This is a genomic window from Legionella sp. D16C41 (genome assembly GCF_048541585.1).
Lineage (GTDB): Bacteria > Pseudomonadota > Gammaproteobacteria > Legionellales > Legionellaceae > Legionella_C.
This window is the reverse complement of sequence record NZ_CP183303.1, coordinates 2,342,893-2,364,333: the sequence shown is the minus strand read 5'-3', so window position 1 is coordinate 2,364,333 and position 21,441 is coordinate 2,342,893. Positions and strand designations below refer to the sequence as shown.

Genomic DNA, 21,441 nt, shown 5'->3' with positions numbered 1-21,441 from the left:
CATCCAAATTAATTTAATCTAGTTTGGGCCTTGGTCCAACAATAGAAACTAGTAACCGTTATTTAATGGCATCAAATTAAGAATTCTGTCATTCCCGCGTAGGCGGGAATCTATTTTAATAGTTGCAATATGCCTGTATAGAAATAGAGATTCTTGCCTATACGGGAATGCAGAGGTTTTTTAAGCTGACGCTATTATATAAACAATTAAAAAAAATTAGGAGTAAGGATATTGGCAACAATTATTAGTTTATTAGTGATCGTAATAATTTGGAATCTTATTTACCATGTCATTAGAGGGCGAACACCTTTTAGAAAAAAACTTAAAACGACTATTGTAGTGTTATTATTTTCTGCGCTAATTATAAGATTTAGCCATGATATTTATGCTAGCTTTTCGCGCATGGCTTTTTCTTATAACAAACAAGGTGAAGTTGAACTAGTTAATTCACCGCTTAAAATTCCACCTAACCAGAACGCAGCTTATTGTCACGAATTTACTGATCAAAACGGCCGTATGATTGAAAAAGTTTCTGTTCGCAATGACGGCAAATATTGTGGTGAGTTTTGGCATTTTAACGATAAGGGAACCCTATTTATTCCTTATAAAAATTTAAATAACAATCAAACGATTTATTGGGCATCACCGTCTTTGCAGATTATTGGCCCTAAATTTCAATAATTAATTTGAATACTTAGGCGGTTTAAAGATAATAATTAATTCAATTTATTTATATGTCTTTTAAATTAATAGTTATTTGCTCTGATTCAAGGGTAGCTGATAGAGCTTGCAAGGAAATATGGCGGCAGGAATTAAGAGATTTACCTAACTGTGAGATAATGCAAATTGATCAAAAAAAACAGTGGGTACCATTACTAGATAAAACTGATGCACAAGATACACAAGTTCTCTTAATTACCGGTGAGCATGGCAGCCTAAATACAAGGATGTTTAATGAGGTTTCGTTATATACCTGGCAAAACTGGGTTAGAATAAATAAAAAAAATGTTCAGTTTGATTTAATCATAACAGATCTATGTGATTCAACGACTTTATTAGCAATAGGCATGGCATCCTTATTGAAAACTAGTGGTATGTTTATTAGCGCTATTTCTACTTGTCATGGAATGCGAAGCGCCATTATAGCGGCAAAGCCTCGTTGCTTGTCTGATATACAAAATGCGTTAAAAAATTATATTGATAATACTAGTATACTAGGGGGCACCAACATTTCTTTTGCGAAAAGAAAAATAGCCCCTTTTCCCCGTTCCTTATTTTTTTCTGAATATATTAAGGAAATTCATGATAAAAGAGTGCCTATGGCACTTAATATTAATATTTCTGAAGAAGAACAAAGGCAAAAAGTAATCAAACTTATTAAATCCAAAGGAATTTCTTCAAAGGAAAGTGAATGCTTGGAGCGATACATTAATTCCGAAAAAGTTTTAAAGGAACTATATTCTAATCAACTAAATTGGTTAAAAGTAGGCGTCTGGGGAAGTAGCTTTCTCATTTTTGCAGGATTAGTTAAATTGTATGCCATGTTATATGCAATGGCTGACAGCCTTGAAATTAGCTATATTAATGATTTTACATTTAAATAGAAACAAGTAAATTACCGCGGTTAAACCGCGGTATCGACTGTTTATTTTAAATAATCATGGACAACCTTACCATAAGGTAGAGTTAAGTCAGATAAGATATGAATAGCTGAAACAATCCGCTTAACTGGCAGTGAAGCAATAGGCGCCATGGCATGATGAAATAATTCAAGTTGAGCTGGGCCTGTCCAAGCGCCTTTAATAACGACGTCGGTCAGTTCATACTCCACTAATTCACAAATTCGTGTCGTACCATCTACATGAGGAATGATTTTTAAAAGATAAGAAGGGCCTGTAAGCGCTGTACGAACTTTTTCTTCTTCTACTGATTTGTATTTATAACCCATAGTAGCTGCCGCTATTCGTGTACAGCCATAATCCAGTGTACCAATTAAGGTTTCTTGTTCAACAAAAAGTTTAGGATTGGCCAATTTTTTGGGAAATCCCCATATTTCTCGACCACCAGCAATAGGCGATAAATCATCTAAATACATAGCATGAGAGTAACTTCCTTGAGTACCATTAAAATAAACAGGAATAACTTGTCCGGATTCGGTATAGCTACCAAATCCAGTGCTATCTGGCATATGAATAACCTCAAACTTAACTATCGGTTCGGTAACTTCTAAAGGAGCAGGCACCACCTCACGCAGTAAGTCCATATCGGTTTCATAGGTAATAATAAAATATTCTCGATTAATAAATCGATAAGGGCCTCTTGGGTAAGAAGGGCAATTTAAAGGCATCGCAAAAGCATTTTCTCTAATTTGAGCTTCATTCATAATGGACTCCACTTACATGTTTGATGTCAAAAGCAGTTTTTATTCCATAAACCAGCCATGGGAAACGATCAGTGATTGCCCAGTTAACGCATTAGATTCAAAGGCTGCAAAAAAGAGTGCTGTTTGGGCTACATCATCTGTAGTTGTAAATTCGCCATCGACTGTCTCTTTTAACATAACATTTTTAATAACTTGTTCTTCCGTTATTCCAAGTTCTTTGGCTTGTTCAGGTATTTGTTTATCAACTAAAGGTGTTCGCACAAAACCTGGGCAAATTACATTAGAGCGTACACCATGTTCAGCCCCTTCTTTAGCCACCACTTTACACAGCCCAATTAAGCCATGTTTGGCAGTGACATAAGGCGCTTTAAGTTTTGAAGCTTCTTTTGAATGTACAGAACCCATGTAAATAATAGAGCCGCCTCGTTTGCCTGCATACATATGTTTAAGGCAAGCGCGGGTGGTGAGAAAAGCACCGTCTAGATGAATCGAAAGTAATTTTTTCCAATTTGCATAAGAAAGCTTATCAATTGCATCAATAATTTGAATACCTGCATTACTAACTAAAACATCTATACCACCTAACTGATCAGCAACGGAATCGATACCATTATTAACTTGCTCTTCATTAGTTACATCCATTGCTACAGCAATAGCACTATGACCTTTACCTTTGATTTCTTCAGCAACTTCCTCTGCTTGATTAAGGTTTAAGTCAGCAATAGCAACTTTAGCTCCTTCACTGGCATAAACTTCTGCAATTCTTTTTCCAATCCCACTTGCAGCACCAGTCACAATCGCTACTTTATCTTGCAAACGCATAGTTAAATATCCTTATTTAAAGTAGTATTGTTACCAGTATAGCAATGATTTTAAAATTTGCTTTAAGTACAAACGGGATTAAAAAAAGACTTTTAGTAATCTTAGAAGATTAATCACTAAAAGCCTTAAATTAAGAAATAAAAATCACATAGGATATTAAATTAGTAATAATAAGGATAATAACTATTATAATAGCCATAATTACTGTAAGGATAGTAACCACTATAATAGTAACGGTTATAGTAATAACGGTCTTGAGATTGACCAACTGCATTACCAATTAAAGCACCAGCGCCAGCACCTACGGCAGTACCCCAAGCTCGGCCACCAGAAGCAGCATAGCCAATACCAGCACCTGCAAGGCCACCACCTACTGTACCTACTTCAGTGTTTGTGCAGCCTTCAAGTAAAGGCATTGATAATCCTACTACAAGCATAAAAGGTAATGTTTTTTTCATAGTTTTCTTCCTATTGTTAGTTCCCTCAATACACATATTAGTACAAATTTGAATAAAATGTATAAAATAAAATCATACACATATGAAATATCCTTGTGAAAATGTGGGAGCATGAGTAGTATTAAAGAATGGACTTTTAGGAGAAGATATTATGTTTCGCGGTAGCATGGTTGCTTTGGTTACACCACTAGAAAATGATACAGTAGATGTAGGGCGTTTGCGGGAGTTAGTGGAGTTTCATATTGAAGCAGGCACGCATGCAATTGTTGCTGCCGGTACAACAGGTGAGGCTGCAACATTAAACAGTGAAGAAAAACGTTTAGTTATTCGAACTGTTATCGAGCAAGCGCGCGAACGAATTCCTGTAATAGCTGGAACGGCTGCTAATGCTACTAAAGAATGTATTCAATTAACCAAAATGGCAATGGAATGTGGTGCCCATGCAGCTTTAATTATGACTCCAGCTTATATTAAACCAACGCAAGAAGGGCTTTATCAGCATTACAGTCATATTGCTGCAGCAGTTCCTATACCATTAATTCTATATAATGTACCAAGCCGTACTGCCTGTGACTTATTGCCTGAAACGGTAGCAAGGCTTGCTCAAATATCTAATATAGTTGGTATTAAGGAGGCAACGGGTAAGCTTGAGCGTTTAAAAGATATTGAGCGCTTATGTAATTGCAGTCTTGATATCTATAGTGGTGATGATGACACGGCAGCAGAGTGGCTCCTAGCGGGCGCTCGAGGAGTTATTTCTGTGACTGCAAACGTTGTACCTAAAGAGATGGCTGCTTTATGTGAAGCAGGGCTTGCCGGCGAGCGTGACCAAGTAAGCAGTATAAATCGGCAATTACAGCCATTACATCGATTACTTTTTAGTGAGGCAAACCCAATTCCCACTAAATGGGCTTTAAGCAAAATGGGATTAATAGCAAATGAATTGCGTTTACCGTTAACGCCTTTATCTAAAGAATATCAAGTACCTTTAGAGCAGGCATTAAATCAACTACAATTAATTTAATGAGGTTCGTTGTGAAAAAATTGGTTTTACTCTCGTTGACAACATTACTTGTATCTTGTTCGAAATATACTACTAATGCTGAAAAAATGTATTTGCACAGTAGAAATGGCGCAACCATTAACGTGCCTTCACCCTTAACTACAGCAAACATTAGCCATTTTTATGATTTGCCTTCACCAGGTCAAAATGTAGACGTAGACATTACATCACCGCCAACAAAAATTACAGCTTAAATGCTATAAGCTAAGGTAAGATTATGGAATCAACTGAATTAGCTGTTATTCAAGAATTATCAAATCGACTTATTGACGCACAGAGTCAAATTCGCATTTTAGACAGCATTAAATGGGATGATTCCATTCGCCAGCAATTTTTTAATGATAAGGCTACAAAACTTCCGGCAGTGGATAAAGCCTATTATGATAATAGGCCACTTCCTTTTGACGCGCAGGAAAAGCAAGAAGAATTTCGATCAATTCTGCGGGATGCTCAAAACCAATTAGGACAATACTCGCCCGTAACGCGCCTACTTAAACGCCAATGTGAAGAATATATCAAAGCTGTAGATATGTTAGCGGCTCGCGGTACACCGGCGTTTAGTCAACTGGCTACTGAACTTTATGGTAGCCCGGATGATGTTTTCTACTTGGGTGGTCCTCGCTTATGCGATCTAGGAACACTTCTTTTTGATGTTTTGACAGTTCTCGATGTGCAATTGCAATCTGATGCTGATTTAAAAAGATATACACCTGAAGAAGCACAGCAAAGTTTACAGACTCGTTTGAGTTCTTTTTTTAATTTACATCCTGGTAAAATTACCGTCATGGTAAGTGATGATATGATCGCAGATGCCTCAGCAGGGGCGGATAATATTAAATTAAGTCAACATGCTAAATTCAGTGACAGAGATGTTAAATACTTAGAGGTTCATGAGGGTTGGGTTCATGTAGGAACCACTTTAAATGGTAGCATGCAACCTTATTGTACGTTTCTATCCAAAGGCTCTCCTTCCTGCAGTGTTATTCAAGAGGGCCTCGCTGTGATCACTGAAGTAGTAACTTTTTCTTCTTATCCAGGACGAATACGAAAAATTACCAATCGTGTTATTGCACTTGATAAAGTAAGGCAGGGTGCTGACTTTTTAGATATTTACCATTATTTTCTGGAGTGTGGTTTAAGTCCTAGAGACAGTTATAATCATACCGTACGCGTTTTTCGCGGAAGTACACCTACGGGTGGACCTTTTACTAAAGATTTATCTTATACTAAAGGTTTTTTATTAATTTATAATTTTATTCGTTTTGCCATCAGCCAGCATCGCGTAGAAACAATTCCACTTTTGTTTGTCGGTAAATTAGTTCTTGACGATTTACCTTTATTACTTGAGCTTTTAGAAAGAGAGCTTATTGCACCACCTGTATATCTTCCACCACCTTTTAAAGATTTAGCCGCTTTAAGTGCTTGGATGAGTTTTTCTTTATTTCTTAATAAATTTGATTTAAACGAAATTCAAAAGAATTTTCGTTTTTTATTAGCTTAAAAAGCGACAATAGAAGGATTGGTTAAAATCGAAAAAAGCCAATGCTATTATTTTATTATAAAGAGCTTTAATTTAGCGCTGATTTAGGCAATCCTTATCGAGAGTGTGCGTTTAAAATAAGAGGAAAAAATATGGGGCTTTTGGTTGATGGGCAGTGGCAAGATAAATGGTATGACACTACAAAAACACATGGGTCATTTAAGCGTGAACCTGCAAAATTTCATCAGGCAATAAGTGCTGAGCCTGATGCAATGTTTCCAGCAGAGCCTAATCGCTATCACCTGTATGTCTCTCTAGCTTGCCCTTGGGCTCATCGTACGTTAATTTTTCGAATGCTTAAAAAGTTAACAGATTTTATTGATATCTCTATTGTTCATCCACATATGCTAGAACATGGATGGGAATTTAAAACCGGTATGGGTGCTACGGGTGATAAACTTTATGGTCTTCGTTACTTATATGAGATTTATTGTAAGGCTGACCCCAATTATACTGGTCGCGTCACTGTACCGGTGTTATGGGATAAAAAGAAAGAGACTATTGTGAGTAATGAGTCTGCTGAAATCATTCGCCAATTTAATCAAGCTTTTAATCATTTAACAGGCGACATGCAGGATTTTTATCCACCCTCATTATGCGCTGAAATTGATACTATTAATGAAAAGATTTATCAAACAGTAAATAATGGTGTTTATCGCTGTGGTTTTGCAACAACACAAGAAGCTTATGAAGAAGCATTTGAACAATTGTTTGCAACATTAGATGAGCTAGAAGAGCATTTGAAGCAACATAGTTATCTGGTTGGAGGACAAATTACAGAAGCTGATTGGCGCTTGTTTACGACCTTAATTCGTTTCGATGCGGTTTATTATGGGCATTTTAAAACTAATAAACGACGAATTATGGATTACCCGGCTTTGCAAGATTATCTTAAGCGACTCTATCATTATCCAGGTATCCGAGAAACAGTTAATTTTACCCATATTAAGCAACATTACTACTATAGCCATCAAACCATTAATCCAACTCGTATTGTACCTGTTGGACCAGTCTTGGCTTTGGATGATTAAATAGAGTGGCGCATCTATTTTTCTGAAGCGCCTCGTCACAATTTCTATTTTCCTAAGTCGCATGATCTACCTATTCCCTACATCCCGCAACTGGCAACTTTATGTCCTGCAACTTGCTAACCCTACATTTCGCGACTTGCCAACTCTTCGTCCTGCGATTTACCAATCCTATTATATCCAACGACTTGCTAACCCTACGTCCCGCGACTCGTTCGCGGGATCCAGGCTTTACCATCTTTCTAAATTACGCAATTTAATAAAAAGAATAAACTAGCCGAGATAAGGTAAATTATGTTTTAATTACTATTATTTGAAACTTTGGCGATTTTAAAATGACTTTTGTTGTGACTGAAAGTTGTATTAAATGTAAATACACAGACTGTGTTGAAGTATGCCCCGTGGATTGCTTTTATGAAGGGCCTAATTTTTTAGTCATTCATCCCGATGAATGCATTGATTGTGCACTTTGTGAGCCTGAGTGTCCAGTGCAAGCGATTATGTCTGAAGATGATTTAACACCTGAGCAAAAGCAATTTCAGGAATTAAATGCAAACCTTGCACAGCAGTGGCCCAACATTACTGCTAAAAAAGAAGCACCAGCTGACGCTAAAGAATGGGAAGAGGTTAAAGATAAACTGCAGTTTCTTGAAAAAGAGTGGAAATAAAGCAACTAACTGATGATGTATCATTACATTGTCAGCAGGTGTTAAGCGAGAAAGGGCGCCTATCTACGGCAATTCCAGGCTTTGTTGCGCGTGAATCACAAATTACATTAGCATTATCTGTTGCCAATACTATTGCGCAAAAAAAAATTCTTGTCGCAGAAGCAGGCACAGGTACTGGGAAAACATTTGCCTATCTTATTCCTTCATTATTAAGTGGTAAGAAAACGGTTATTTCAACTGCTACAAAGACGCTACAAGATCAATTATTTCAAAAAGATTTACCTTTGCTTGCCCGTGCGCTAGGACGGGCGGTCAGCGTACAAAATTTAAAGGGTAGAGCTAATTATTTGTGTCGCTATCGCATTGAACAACATGCGGAAGAAGATTTCTTTGTGGCCCCGCATTTGATTCACGATATTTTAAAAGTTAAAGAGAAAATACCGCAGTTAATTTATGGCGAGCGTAGTGAATTACTTGAGCTTAAAGAAGATTCACCCATTTGGCCCTATATTACTTCAACTATTGATAATTGTTTGGGTAGTGAATGTAATTACTATAACGATTGTTTTTTAGTTAAAGCAAGGAAACGGGCACTAGAAGCTGATTTAATTATTATCAATCATCATTTATTTTTTGCCGATTCACGCTTAAAAGAAGAAGGCTTTGGTGAGTTATTGCCGGGTGTTGAAGTTATTATTTTTGATGAAGCACATCAGTTAGCTGAAATTGCTGCTCACTTTAACGAAGAACGTCTAGGCACCAGGCAATTCCGTGACTTAGTTGATGACATCCTTCATGAGTGGCCTGTACTTGACTTAGCTAATCAACCCTTAAAAAAACTAAGTTTAGAAACTGATCAAATTATCGAGCAGTTAATAAGTAGTTTAACGGGTAGGGAGGATAAGATAAGTTGGGATGTGGTTGAGCGTAACCAATCTTTTCAAAAAGCTTGGCAACAATTAATTGAATTAATGGATGCATTGCTCAATTGTATTAAAGAAATGGAGCAGGAAGAAAGTGCAGGTCTTAAGCGATGTCTTAAACGCCTTGAAGCATTTAAAGTTACCGCTCTCGCTTTTCAACAAGCGGATAAAACTCTTATTCGTTGGCTTGAGCGTTATAAACAATCTTTAGTACTACACGCAACGCCTTACGATATTGCTGATTCCTTTAGAGAGCTATTAAAGCAACAGGTCTCTTGTGCTTATGTTTTTACGTCAGCAACCCTGACTATGGGCGCTTCTTTTAATTGCTTTACTAAACCGCTTGGATTAGAAAAAGCAGAAACACTACTTCTACCTAGCCCCTTTAATTATGCTAAACAAGCACTATTGTACTTACCGCGATTCTTACCTGACCCTAATGACCCTTCTTATTATCAAGAGTTGGTTAAAAAAGCATTACCTATTATTAATGCTTGTCAGGGGCGCTGTTTTTTTCTTTTTACTAGCCACCGAGCTTTGAAATTGGTTGCTGAGCTTTTAATTGATAATTTAGACTATCCCTTATTAATTCAAGGCGAAGAAGCTAAGCCCATTTTGTTAGCTCGTTTTCGACAATTAGGAAATGCGGTGTTATTAGGGACTTCTACCTTTTGGGAAGGAGTAGATGTTAAGGGTGAAGCCTTATCTTGTGTTATTATTGATAAATTACCCTTTGCCAGTCCCGTTGACCCTGTTATGCAAGGTAAAATGAGTTATTTAAAAGCCCGTGGTTTATCGAGCTTTGATGAATTATCGCTACCTAATGCGGTATTGGCTTTAAAGCAGGGTGTGGGTCGTTTGATTCGCGATGTTACGGATAAAGGAGTATTGATGATTGCTGATCCTAGGCTTACTGGTAGAACGTATGGACAGCAAATTTTTGCAAGTCTACCACCTATACAAAAAACCCGTGATGAGCGATGTGTATTAGAATTTATTAATCAGTTGGTATTTAATCATGAAGTTGTTAGCACTTGATACCTCGACCCAGATAGCCTCTATTGCCTTAATTAGTCAAGATGAAATTATAGAACGCCAGCAAGTTGGGCCTGGACAACATGCGCAAGTTATTTTAACAATTATTGATCAACTGTTGGCGCAAGCATCTTTATCTATAGGGCAATTAGATGGTATAGTGCTTGGACGCGGGCCGGGCAGTTTTACCGGTTTGCGAATTGCTTGTAGTATTGCTCAAGGATTAGCTTATCCCTATGATTTACCTATTTTTCCGGTAAGTAGTTTGGCAACGCTTGCTTATGAATTAAAATTAAAGCAGCCAGGAGAGGATTTTTCTATTTTAGCACTCATTGATGCGCGCATGCAGCAAGTCTATTGGGCTTATTATGATAGCTTCTCTTTAGTTGGTGTATCTGAACACGTTTCAGCAGCTAAAGATATTGATATCAGCCCTAATTTGCCTTTGCAATTAGTAGGTATCAATTATCAGCCGTACTTTGCCGAGTTACCCTCATTAATCCAGACACAAATCAGCAGTCAACAAGAAATTTCTGTAAGCGCAAGCACCATGCTTCGTTTAGTTAAAGCACAAAAAATCACCCCAATTACCGCAGCCCAAGCGCTACCAACTTATATTCGTAATCAAGTGGCTCACCTACCAAGTAGCCTGGGTGAAACGAAGTGAAACCCGGGTTTCGGCCCGGTAGGCCTACACCCAGGTTTGCTCCTAAGTACATAAAAACTTATATACCCTACGTCCCGCGACCTGTTCGCGGGATCCAGCGCTCTACCAACTTTGTTGGATTCTGCGGATAAATCACCAAGCGTAGGTCGTAACAAAATTTTACCTAACTTGACCAATATGGTAAGACCACTTATCATCCTTTTCAGTTTAGGTTATGCACTAAATAATAAAACTTAAAAGCAAGTAGCCTGGGTGAAACGACGTGAAACCCGGGTTTCGGCCCGGTAGGCCTACACCCAGGCTACGTTTGCAAAATATTAAAATTTAAAGGAGCTCTTTTGGATAAGCGTCTATTAGAACTATTAGTATGTCCTTTATGTAAAGGAAAATTATTGCTAAAAAATGAAGAGCTTATTTGTCGTTTTGACCGATTAGCTTACCCTATAAGAGATGGTATTCCAGTCATGCTTGAGCAAGAAGCCCGTTTAATCCCCTTAGAGGAAAAGGAATCCTTATGAGCTCTACTTTTCACGTTGTTATTCCTGCACGCTATCAATCTTCACGCCTGCCAGGCAAATTAATGATGGAAATTGGGGGTAAAACAGTTATTCAACGCGTCTATGAGCAAGCGCTACAGGCGTCACCAAAAACAATTACCATTGCAACTGATAATGAGCAAATTGCAACGCATGCTAAAGATTTTGGCGCCCAAGTAGAAATGACTGCAACTTCTCATGCAACAGGAACTGACCGCATTGCCGAAGTGATTAGCCGCGGTTTTTACACCCAAGATGATATTATCGTTAATGTGCAGGGTGATGAGCCTTTTATTGAGCCGGCTTTAATTAGCCAAGTCGCGCGTATCTTAACTAATCCAGAAATAAACATGGCAACCCTATGTTGGCCTATTGAAAAGCAAGAGCAATTGGTAAACCCCAATATTGTTAAAGTCGTTCGCGATCGTTTCAATAATGCCCTTTATTTTTCACGAGCGCCAATACCTATGCATCGCGATGAACCTGATAGTATTAGCCATGTTTACCGACATATTGGTTTATATGCCTATAGAGCACAATTTTTGGTTGATTTTGTGAGTTGGCCTGAGTGTAAGCTAGAGCAATGTGAAGCATTAGAACAATTACGAGCTTTATGGGCAGGTCATAAAATAAGAGTTGACGTCGCGTGCGCTATTCCCCAGCAAGATATTAATACCGCAGATGATCTCGCCAGAGCGCGGGATGCCGCGTTGACGAAATCAGTAGGGTAGTAAAGTTAATTTTTATTTAACATTAGGTCCTGGCACTATAATTTCAACTAAGTTATTAGCTGCATCTGCTATTACTTTTTCCGTACGGCAGGCACGTACTTCAGGTTTAAAAAACAGATTGTTTCTATTAATAACAGCTGGGACAGCATCAGGGTTCTCATTATCAGCTGGGACAGTATCAGGGTTCTCATTAACAGCTTGGAGAAGAGGTGCTACTTGTTTTTTATCACTTGTAAATAGTCGAGCTATAGCTCGTATAATGCTTGCAAACCAAGCTCTATTTTCACTAGCTATACCTTTCATGCCATTGGTATGTAGCTCTTTGACTTTATTAACTAGAGCGTCTTTGTAGTCTGATGCAGCTGTACCTTTATTATTTTCAAGATAAGCTTGATTAATTTTACTAAAATCTTGATATAAGGAAGCTAATTTACTGAGCCTTGAATCAATTGAGTCTCGGGCTCTTGTAAATATTTTGCCACCTACAATACTATTATGATCTAGTAGATGGGCTTCACGACCGCGAATCTCATTTTCTTTAAAATGGTCATCATATGACTCTCCCAATACTCTTAAGTCTAGTCTTAATTGAAGATCATTATTATATTCAGCATCAAATTTAGCTTCAGGATAATATTGTCTTATAATTCGCACATATTCTAATTCAATGGTCCTTAAAACCATAAGCGTAGCTTGGTATTCGGGGGTATTTGTTTTTTCAATAAAATTTTTATATTTCGTTGCTGCTTCTTTTAATTCATTTGTGGCCTCATTGACCTTATCGACCTGCTCTTCAACTTCCTCTGTTGAGGCGAATGCTATACTATCTACATTGTCTGGTATACCACTATTCAATTTCTCTATACTATTATCTAATTTCTCATTAGCAACTTTAATTTTGACTAATAAATTAGATTCTTGTATAAGTAATCTATTTCTTAAAGTTGCATTTTTAATTCCTGGCAATTGGAGGTTAGAATTTTTACTTAATTTTTCCCTTAAACTACTTCTATCTTCATCTTTAATCTTCGATATAAGTTCGTTTTCTCCTTGGTTTGCTTGTTGTATTACTTCCCTGTGTGTCTGGTGTATCATTGTCTTTTGTTCTATTTTATTAGCTTTTATCTTTTGTTTAGATTGTTTTAATCTTAGTTCTAAGTCGCCTTTCAAGAGTTCTAATTGTTGATTGAAATCTGTTAAATTAGCTTGTTGCTCAGTATTTTTATAGGGTTCCTCTTTCAATAGTGCCTCAAAGTAGCGCTCCCGTTGCTCTAAAAAACCAAGCGCCGCAGTTTTATACTCTATGTCTTCCCAAGAATTTAGTGTTAAAATGGCTCTTAACTTTGCAAAAATTTCAGTGACTTTCTTTTTTTCATAAGCATCGGCTTTTAAGTGGTTAAATTCTTCTTTAAGAGCATCTATTGCGTCAGGAATAGTAGCCTCTATTATAAGTAAATCTTTTTCAAAATCTTTTAATTGCTTGAGAGATTTTTCTGCGGCTTCCAAGACTAGTTCTGCTTTACTCATCTCGCTAGATTTGTTCAGCGAAAATTGCGGTAGCTCTTTAGGTATAGAAATGCTGTTTACTTGTTTTAATAATTCCGTAATTAATTTTTGTTCATTAACTATAGTAGCCTGAACAATCTTGTTTTCTGTGTCTTTAGGAAATAGATTTATAAATTTTTCTAAATTAACCTGATGTTCTTTAAGCCTTTCTGAAAGAGTTGACGATAGTTGTTGAGCTTCTTTAATAATTTTTTTAAATTTTATATTCAATATATCTTTTTTTAGAGATTTAAGAGTTTTTTGAAATTCTTGAGTGACTTCTGTTAAATTTGGTTGAGGTTCTTTATGATACTGCTCTAATTGAGCTCTTGGCTTCTTCAATAATTCTGTAACATCTAATTGACCGTCAGTATTCAAGGCTTGAAGTTGTTTTTCTATATCTTCAAGTTCTACTCTATGCTTTTCAATTAATTCTACTTTTGCGTCAGCAAAATTTTTCATAGCATTTTCGACGACGTTACCACTTCTTTTAATAGATATATTATCCTCTATAGATTTGAATTCTTCTAATAATTTTTGTTGTAAGGATAATTTATCTGTCGTAGTTAGAGAAGCTGTTTGGTACTCTTTATATTTTTCTACTATAGATTGATGAGTTAACTGTAGAAAACTTTTATAATCACTTTCCTCTAACTTAGATGTTCTTTCAGTAGTAAAAGAGTCAAGGACACCAGTTAATTTGTCAAGATCATCTTTAAGAATAAATTGCATATTCATAAATAACTGACTAATTAAATTTTCTTGGAGGATTTTAAATTTTTCATCTAACTCGTTTTGCAGTTGATTTAAGTTTAATTTTTCTTTCGAATCACTTAATTCTTTAAGCATATCCTGAAAGGAAGTTAATAAGTTATTTGGTTCTAGGTGTGAAGCATGGTCTTCTAATAATTTTTTAATATTCCCTTCGTATTTCTGAATTAAAGTTTCTTTTTGTAGTGAATATAAATCCTCAAAAGATTTAATTATAGAATCAAGATGGAGATCTTGTAATGATTTTTCTTTACTTTTTAGTAAATTAAGCTTTTCTATTGCAACTGTTTGTAAATTTGTAACTTTGGTATAGTACGCGTTATTAGGCTCATGTTTTTTTTCCATGAGTTTTTTTAAATTTAGGTAATATTCCTCATAGATTAACTGCATTTCTGCTTGAAAAGCGGTTATCTCGTCTAAAGTTTTTTTAGAAATAAGCTCTTTATCATCAGAAAGAAGTAATCTAAATAATTTTTGCGCGCTCTCAATCTCCGGTTGTAAAAAATTCTTGTTAAATGAATCAGAAATATCCTGATATGATTTTTCTATTGCTTTTGTATTATTTTCTGCTGTTTGCTTAAGCGTTTCAAGCTCAGAGTAATTTTCAATTGAAAAGTCATTTAATTCATTTAGTAAGCTATGTAACGAATTAATTCGTTTTTTTATCTTTAGTTGTTCTCCTTCTTTAAGAAATTGATACATATAAAGAATTGTTTCTTGATCTTCTTGTAATTTACCCTTATTGAGTTGGGCTAAAAGCGATGCCTCTATTGACTTAATTGTCGTTTGATCAAAGCCAAGATCTTTCGTAAACTTTTTGCAAAAGACTTTAATAAATTCTTCAACGTCTTTTTTAAATGTGGAAAAATTATTTTGAGTAGCAAGGGATTGAAGCTGTTTAGAAAATTCAGTTAGTTGTTTCTGTAAACTATTTAAAGCATCAGATTCACATAAAGTGTTAGCTAATTCTTTGGAAGATGAGTTACCTGTCTTCAGCTCTTCATAAGCCCCTTCAATATCAATAGCTAATAAATTTCCCAGATCAATGTATAAATTAGTTAATTCATTATTAATTACTTTAAAAATATTTAGAGTAAACTCGTTAGTTTTTGTAGAAAATGAGGCTGTGTATTCCTTATAAAATGCAATTTTTTTTGCTATTACTGCCTTTTTTTGCTCAAATAAATTAAGCTTGACTTTAAATTCCCAATTAAATTTCGCTTCATCAGATGAAAATATCTCCTCTTTATCTTGCCCCAAGGATTCATGTTTTTGAATTAATTTATCAAAAGTTTGTTTAAGAATTTTGAATTCTGCTGCTAAAGCGGTTTGATTTTCAGTATTAATAGAAACTTGAGCTACTTGGGTAAATGTATTATCAGGAATAATTACTGGAACAACTGAAGAATGTATTGTAATAGGTGACGCATTCCCTTTTTTAACCTTTTTATTACTTATAATATCCTTTAATATAATTTGTAAGTTTTGTATATGATCTTTTAGAGATGCAGGTTCGCCGGGACCTATATAGGTTTTCTTTCTGTTACTTGCTAGGCTTTCAAGGGTAGCTAGTATTTCTTTAAATACTGGTTTAAGTTCGTCAAGTATAGTGTCATCTGTTACTATCTCGGTATTGTCGTCTTTATTTTGGGTTTCATTTTGATATTTTTTGAAAATATCGTCAAACGCAGTCGAAATAGGAGTTTCTTTAGATAGACTTTCATTAATTTGCTTAATCAAATCTTGTAATTGTTTCAGATGTGATAATAAAACAACTTTTGTTAACATAACTACATCACTTCAAGTTAGTATGTATAAAAATATAGCATTTTAACCTTAAGGGATTGTTAATTTTTTGGCTTTATATTAAAAAATAGTTACAAGTAGGGTATTATTTTAACAAAAAGGATTTGCAGCAAGTCGAATGCTTGCTGATAGATAGACAAATCTCTTTAAAAAGTAATTAAAAAATTGATTTACGCTGGGCTGTTTTCTTCTATTTTAACAAAGGTATTAAGCTTTTTTTTACGAAAATAAAGTAAAAAAGCCGGGAGCAGCATAATCATAATGCCTAAGCTAAATACGAAGCGAAAACGGCTTGCACCGCCAATATCCATACTAGTTTCAGGGGGAATAAAACCTACGAGCAGAGTAATAAAACAGCCTATTAGGCCTAAAATACAGGTTAAATAATAGCCTAATTTACCACCCGGAATAGCAAAAGGGCGCGTAAAATGGGCAAATTTGGTTTTAAGCCGCCACGCAGCAATGAACATGAGTACATACATCATCATGTAGAGCTCGGTACTTAAATCAGTAAATAGCCAATAAATAGCATTAACACTTGGAAAAAGTAAAAAGCCACTACAAAGAAGGGTAACCAATACGGCTTGTAAAATGAGAATGCGCGAAGCAATCCCATGCTTGTTTAAGCGATAGAGCCAGTGCGGTAAAAAGCCGTGATCAGCAGCTAATAAAAGCCCTTTAGCAGGCGAGATTATCCAGTTAACCATACTGCCAAGGCTACCTAATAAAAGGAGTATAATGAGTACAGGGGTTAAAAAGGTTAAATGATAGGCTTGAAAAAAATTATCAAAAGCCTGCATCACCCCACCAACCAAGCTAATTTTTTCAGCAGGCAGTACAAAAGCAATAGCAAGGGAGCCAAAAATCATCGTAATTAAAATTAGAATGACTGATAAAAACATAGCCCGTGGAAAGTTACGTTGTGGTTCATGAACATTACGGACATGCACTGCGGCAAGTTCCATTCCAAGAAAAGATGTCATAATAGCCGTTAACGATACCCATGATTGGCTATCACTCCAATGCGGAAGGAGGTGACTTATACTTAAATTAATAGCAAGTGGCTCACCTTTAATAAGCCAAATAAAGGCTAAAATAATAATAAAGGCCATAGGTAAAATCATGCCAACTACCGCACAAAAACTAGCAAAGATGGCAGAAGCACGAAGACCTGTTAAACCTAAGAGGGTTAGTGACCAAAAAACAATTAAAATAATCGAAATTAAATAGTATTTATTTTGAATAAGTTCAGGATTAATTAAATAGGCGAGTGTACCGGCAATAAAGGATATAATAGTTGGATACCAAACCATGGTATTTATCCATTGTAACCAGATAGTAAAAAAAGCCGCATTCTCACCAAAAGCAGATTTGACCCAACTATAAACACCGCCTTCTTCTTCAGGCCAAGTTGATGACAACTCGGCAGAAACTAAAGCAACAGGAATTAAAAAGACAATAGCTGAGAAAATGAAAAAGAAAATAAGTGAGGACCCAAATAAAGCAGTGCCGGGTAAATTACGAATACTGTCAATAGCCCCGGTAATTAATAAAACTAGAGCTAACACGGATATTTTTTCAGAAGACCATGCTTTCATTAAAGGCTGTACCTGGCAAATAAGTCCATAAAGGATAGCTATTATAGGACAAATAATGACTAGTATAAAATAATTTTATTAACAAAAAATGATTTATACCTTACAGGTTACATACCCAGGGTGTCAGTAGATAATTAGAAATTCAAAAACCAATCTCACCGCCTACGTTCTACGTTTATCCTTAGAATCCAGCAGAGGGATAGAAGCTGGATCCCGTGAACAAAGTCGCGGGACATAGATAGATGAGTTTTTGTGTACTTAGTAGTAGATGTAGGGGTTTAGGCCTATTGGACCAAAGCCCGGGGTTCACGTCGTTTCACTCAGGCTACTTGCTGTCGCTAATTATTAATCCCCCCTCACCCTAACCCTCTCCCCTCAGGGGCGAGGGGATTGTCAGTACTCTATTTAAATACTTAAGCTTAAATTCATCCCATAAGTTCTTTATCTAGGAGGCGAAGGAATTTCAAGTTCAATTTTTAAGCACTTAAACTTAAATTTAACTCATAAGTCCCCTCGCCCCTTAGGGGGAGAGGGTTAGGGTGAGGGGGGAGGAATTAATTATGCAACAGCAACTATCTTATCCCTTGCAGCGTAATAATAATGTGACGTGCCGTAGCATGATTGCGATGCTCACATAAAAAGATACCTTGCCATTGGCCTAAGGCCATTTTTCCTTGGGTAATTGGAATAATTAAGCTACTACCTAGATGAGCATTTTTGATATGAGCTGGCATATCATCAGCGCCTTCTATAGTGTGTCGATATAATTGTTTATTGTCTGGGGCTAATTGGTTTAGATGAGTTTCTAAATCAAGCCATACATCCTCCGATGCATTCTCATTAATCAGCAAGGATGCTGAGGTATGCTGTAAAAATAAATGTACTAAACCGATTTTGAGGCTAGGTAATTGCGCTAGGGCTTCTTCTATTTGAGCGGTAATTAGATGCACGCCGCGCGCTTTAGGGCTTAAACTACATTTAATCTGCCCATAATAAGGTAAATTAGCTTCAGTCATGATCATACCCACCACGACATGCCGGCGATAGAGGAATTTGCCCGTGTTTATTTTTCCATTCGATAGGTGAATATAGATGCAAGCTTAGGGCATGTAAGCCGTTTTTAAGCTCTTCTGTTAAAAGGTTATTGACTTTACGATGTCTATCTAACCGATCTAATTGTTGGAATAATTCTGCAACTACCGTTAATTTAAAATGAGTTTCGCTGTTGGCTGGCACATGATGATTATGAGATTCATTTTCAACGTTAAGAAACACAGGATTTAAGGCTTCAACCAGCTTATTTTCAATTCGTTCTTTTCGCATGCTAAGACTAATAATGAATAATGTTATTAAATTATAGGTCTTATTTTAAAGGATAATATTTTCTTTAGGTACTAAAAAGCTCTAAATTGGCTTAATTTTATTAAGCCATAAGTGATAAGGTTAATAGTAACTTTCTTTACAAAGACTAATCTGGTCAAAAAGTGACATTTTTTGTCACTTAATTAATCTTCTTTCCCCCTATAGTAAATTGGATGAATTAAATAAATTTTAATAACCTTCAGGATAGCAGCAATTTTTTGTTATAAATGATATTGTTACCGCCCTAAAAGGGGATTTTAAATTAATGCAACTAAATTAGCCAAGGTCTGGCCTATAAGTTGCATTATTTTAAACTAAGGATAATTTTTAATGCTCAAAGGAGTACGGATAATGAAACAGCGCGGTTTTACTTTAATTGAATTAATGATTGTAGTGGCAATTGTCGGCATTTTAGCAGCTATTGCTATTCCTGCTTACCAAGACTATACCATCAGAGCCCGAGTCACTGAAGGTTTAAGTCTGGCAACAGCTGCAAAAACTGCTGTATCTGAGACGACGCAGTCAACAGGCACTTTACCTGCTGATGCGGCAGCAGCAGGCTATACGCCACCAACTGCCACAGCCAATGTTCAGTCAATTGATATAGCTAATGGCGTTATAACTATTACCTATACTGCAACTGCTGGCGGTGGTACTTTATTACTAACACCTACCTTAGACCCTGCAACTAAACAAATTACATGGTCTTGCAGTACTGGCGGAACACTTGCTGCTAAATATCGTCCAGCAAATTGTCGATAAAGGGTATGATATAGATAATTAATAGAGTTTAGACAGTATCGCCATAAAGAAGTAACCTTCTTTATGGCGAATTTAAATAAATTTCGTAGTTAAGTTAAAGTTAAAAGCACCAGGCAGACTAATAGAACGTTTATTTCATAATAAACCAGATAATCCTATTTTATTAATATACAAGACAGTCCAGAATTTGCGATGTTGCCTTTGTTTGAGAAATTGCTAGCGCTTGAGGATAGTTTAACTTTAATAAATGATCTAATTTATACGATAGTAACGATGGCCATAGTAGGAATGGCCATTGCTAAACAGTTAAGAGATTAAAATTTATAGTTTTTTTTCAACTAATTTATTTTGCAGACGAACATACATAGGCAATCCATTTTCATAAGGTGGATAGGCTTCTCCACCAATTAAAGGTGCTAAATAGCGCTTGCAAGCATCCGTAATACCCATACCATCTTCGGCAATATAATCTGGTGGCATTTTCTTTTCTTGATTGGCAACATCTTTAAGGTCAACATGGCTAATAGACCAACGATATGGTGTATCTTGCTCACGTTTGACAATGGGCATAATTGCATTTTTTCCTGCAATAGCTAATTCAACTGCTGCTTTACCAAGAGCATAAGCTTGCTCTAAATCAACTTGGGAGGCGATATGCCTTGCCGCACGTTGTAAGTAATCTGCTACAGCCCAATGATATTTATACCCTAACTTGCTTTTAATTAATTGCGCGATTATGGGCGCTACACCGCCTAATTGAGCGTGTCCGAAGGCATCTTGAATACCTGCTTCGCTTAAAAATTTTCCTTGCTCATTACGAATACCTTCTGAAACAACGATAACACAATAGCCAAAATTCTTGACTGATTCAGCAACCTTATTTAAAAATCGTTGTTCATCAAAAGTAACTTCCGGTAAAAGGATAATATGTGGAGGCTCATTTTTATCTTGTTTAATTAATCCACTGGCTGCAGCTATCCAACCGGCATGACGGCCCATTACTTCAAGAATAAATACTTTAGTTGAGGATTGGGCCATAGAAGCCACATCAAAGCTTGCTTCAAGCGTAGAAATGGCAACATATTTCGCGACTGAACCAAAACCTGGACAGTTATCTGTAAAAGGGAGATCATTGTCGACTGTTTTAGGAATGCCAACACAAGTAATAGGGTAGCCTAAATTTTTACCTATCTGTGAAATTTTATAAGCTGTATCTTGTGAGTCGCCACCCCCATTATAAAAGAAATAACCGATATTATGCGCTTGAAAAACAGCAATTAAGCGCTCGTATTCAGCGCCATTATCCTTTAGTTTATAACGGCAAGAACCAAACGCACCAGCAGGAGTATGCATAAGCCCTGCAATAGCTGCTTCTGTTTCTAAGGAGGTGTCAATTAATTGCTCTTCCAGCGCACCTATTATTCCGTTTTGTGCTGCATAAACTTTACCAATTTGAGTTGGATATTGACGAGCTGTTTGAATAACTCCGCAGGCTGAAGCGTTAATGACTGCTGTTACGCCACCCGATTGTGCGTAAATTGCATTTTTCACTGACATAATAACTCCAAATTAAATTATTGAGTAAATGCTAACAGGAGCTTAGACACTTTACTAGCTTACTATAGCGTCACCCACTAAGTTTTAGACAAGGCGCAAGTGAAGGCGGTGAAGGAGTGTAAAAAGTATATGACTTAAGCCGTGCGAGCTTGCAACGAACTATAAAGCTTAGTGGGTGATGCTATA

General features: G+C 36.3%; 20 protein-coding genes. 12 read left to right on the top strand and 8 right to left on the bottom strand.

Annotated features, from left to right (window positions below; all coding sequences use genetic code 11):
• Positions 1–231: 231 nt before the first annotated feature.
• Complete coding sequence (locus ACNVED_RS10220; protein ID WP_419418918.1) at positions 232–681, top strand: hypothetical protein; 450 nt, start codon at positions 232–234, stop codon at positions 679–681.
• Between the two features lie 53 nt (positions 682–734).
• Entirely contained in the window at positions 735–1,604 is an 870-nt protein-coding gene (locus ACNVED_RS10215) for a hypothetical protein (RefSeq protein ID WP_419418917.1), read from the top strand.
• 41 nt (positions 1,605–1,645) lie between these two features.
• Here ACNVED_RS10215 and ACNVED_RS10210 read toward each other — a convergent pair whose 3' ends face one another.
• The 3 genes from ACNVED_RS10210 to ACNVED_RS10200 all read right to left on the bottom strand — a co-directional run bounded on the left by ACNVED_RS10210 (position 1,646) and on the right by ACNVED_RS10200 (position 3,663).
• Positions 1,646–2,383 carry an acetoacetate decarboxylase gene (locus ACNVED_RS10210; protein WP_419418916.1) on the bottom strand — a complete coding sequence of 246 codons (738 nt, stop codon included), beginning with the start codon at positions 2,381–2,383 and terminating at the stop codon, positions 1,646–1,648.
• A gap of 39 nt (positions 2,384–2,422) precedes the next feature.
• The gene (locus tag ACNVED_RS10205) at positions 2,423–3,205 is read right to left on the bottom strand and encodes a 3-hydroxybutyrate dehydrogenase (protein ID WP_419418915.1); all 783 of its coding nucleotides are present in this window, start codon (positions 3,203–3,205) and stop codon (positions 2,423–2,425) included.
• Between the two features lie 161 nt (positions 3,206–3,366).
• Positions 3,367–3,663, bottom strand: coding sequence for a glycine zipper domain-containing protein (locus ACNVED_RS10200; RefSeq protein ID WP_419418914.1), 297 nt, complete (start codon positions 3,661–3,663; stop codon positions 3,367–3,369).
• Positions 3,664–3,814: 151 nt separating this feature from the next.
• Here ACNVED_RS10200 and dapA point away from each other — a divergent pair, with 151 nt between their 5' ends.
• From dapA to kdsB, 9 genes are all read left to right on the top strand, one after another.
• Positions 3,815–4,687, top strand: coding sequence for a 4-hydroxy-tetrahydrodipicolinate synthase (gene dapA, locus ACNVED_RS10195; RefSeq protein ID WP_419418913.1), 873 nt, complete (start codon positions 3,815–3,817; stop codon positions 4,685–4,687).
• Positions 4,688–4,698: 11 nt separating this feature from the next.
• Positions 4,699–4,920: a hypothetical protein gene (locus ACNVED_RS10190; protein WP_419418912.1), complete on the top strand. Its 222-nt coding sequence runs from the start codon at positions 4,699–4,701 to the stop codon at positions 4,918–4,920.
• 23 nt (positions 4,921–4,943) lie between these two features.
• On the top strand, positions 4,944–6,227 hold the full coding sequence (locus tag ACNVED_RS10185) for a flavohemoglobin expression-modulating QEGLA motif protein (protein ID WP_419418911.1): 1,284 nt from the start codon (positions 4,944–4,946) through the stop codon (positions 6,225–6,227).
• 131 nt (positions 6,228–6,358) lie between these two features.
• The gene (locus tag ACNVED_RS10180) at positions 6,359–7,297 is read left to right on the top strand and encodes a glutathione S-transferase family protein (protein WP_419418910.1); all 939 of its coding nucleotides are present in this window, start codon (positions 6,359–6,361) and stop codon (positions 7,295–7,297) included.
• A gap of 332 nt (positions 7,298–7,629) precedes the next feature.
• A complete protein-coding gene (fdxA, locus tag ACNVED_RS10175) occupies positions 7,630–7,962 on the top strand; it encodes a ferredoxin FdxA (protein WP_419418909.1) in 333 nt (110 codons plus the stop codon).
• Positions 7,953–9,923, top strand: a complete 1,971-nt coding sequence (locus ACNVED_RS10170) for an ATP-dependent DNA helicase (RefSeq protein ID WP_419418908.1) — start codon at positions 7,953–7,955, stop codon at positions 9,921–9,923. Before fdxA ends, ACNVED_RS10170 begins: the two co-directional genes overlap by 10 nt.
• Positions 9,904–10,587 carry a tRNA (adenosine(37)-N6)-threonylcarbamoyltransferase complex dimerization subunit type 1 TsaB gene (gene tsaB, locus ACNVED_RS10165; RefSeq protein ID WP_419418907.1) on the top strand — a complete coding sequence of 228 codons (684 nt, stop codon included), beginning with the start codon at positions 9,904–9,906 and terminating at the stop codon, positions 10,585–10,587. The genes ACNVED_RS10170 and tsaB overlap by 20 nt, the downstream gene beginning before the upstream one ends.
• A 338-nt stretch (positions 10,588–10,925) precedes the next feature.
• Entirely contained in the window at positions 10,926–11,105 is a 180-nt protein-coding gene (locus ACNVED_RS10160; protein ID WP_419418906.1) for a Trm112 family protein, read from the top strand.
• Positions 11,102–11,854: a 3-deoxy-manno-octulosonate cytidylyltransferase gene (kdsB, locus tag ACNVED_RS10155; protein WP_419418905.1), complete on the top strand. Its 753-nt coding sequence runs from the start codon at positions 11,102–11,104 to the stop codon at positions 11,852–11,854. The genes ACNVED_RS10160 and kdsB overlap by 4 nt, the downstream gene beginning before the upstream one ends.
• A 12-nt stretch (positions 11,855–11,866) precedes the next feature.
• Here kdsB and ACNVED_RS10150 read toward each other — a convergent pair whose 3' ends face one another.
• The 4 genes from ACNVED_RS10150 to ACNVED_RS10135 form a co-directional block, all read right to left on the bottom strand.
• Positions 11,867–15,958 (bottom strand): hypothetical protein, encoded by a 4,092-nt coding sequence (locus ACNVED_RS10150; protein ID WP_419418904.1) that lies wholly within the window; start codon positions 15,956–15,958, stop codon positions 11,867–11,869.
• Between the two features lie 188 nt (positions 15,959–16,146).
• Positions 16,147–17,574, bottom strand: coding sequence for an APC family permease (locus tag ACNVED_RS10145; protein ID WP_419418903.1), 1,428 nt, complete (start codon positions 17,572–17,574; stop codon positions 16,147–16,149).
• Positions 17,575–18,146: 572 nt separating this feature from the next.
• The gene (locus ACNVED_RS10140) at positions 18,147–18,590 is read right to left on the bottom strand and encodes a secondary thiamine-phosphate synthase enzyme YjbQ (RefSeq protein ID WP_419418902.1); all 444 of its coding nucleotides are present in this window, start codon (positions 18,588–18,590) and stop codon (positions 18,147–18,149) included.
• Positions 18,583–18,897, bottom strand: coding sequence for a BolA family protein (locus ACNVED_RS10135; RefSeq protein ID WP_419418901.1), 315 nt, complete (start codon positions 18,895–18,897; stop codon positions 18,583–18,585). The genes ACNVED_RS10140 and ACNVED_RS10135 overlap by 8 nt, the downstream gene beginning before the upstream one ends.
• A 390-nt stretch (positions 18,898–19,287) precedes the next feature.
• Here ACNVED_RS10135 and ACNVED_RS10130 point away from each other — a divergent pair, with 390 nt between their 5' ends.
• Entirely contained in the window at positions 19,288–19,698 is a 411-nt protein-coding gene (locus ACNVED_RS10130; RefSeq protein WP_419418900.1) for a pilin, read from the top strand.
• 321 nt (positions 19,699–20,019) lie between these two features.
• On the opposite strand, the gene ACNVED_RS10125 is transcribed toward ACNVED_RS10130, so the two are convergent.
• Positions 20,020–21,255: a 6-phosphofructokinase gene (locus tag ACNVED_RS10125; RefSeq protein WP_419418899.1), complete on the bottom strand. Its 1,236-nt coding sequence runs from the start codon at positions 21,253–21,255 to the stop codon at positions 20,020–20,022.
• Positions 21,256–21,441: the final 186 nt, after the last annotated feature.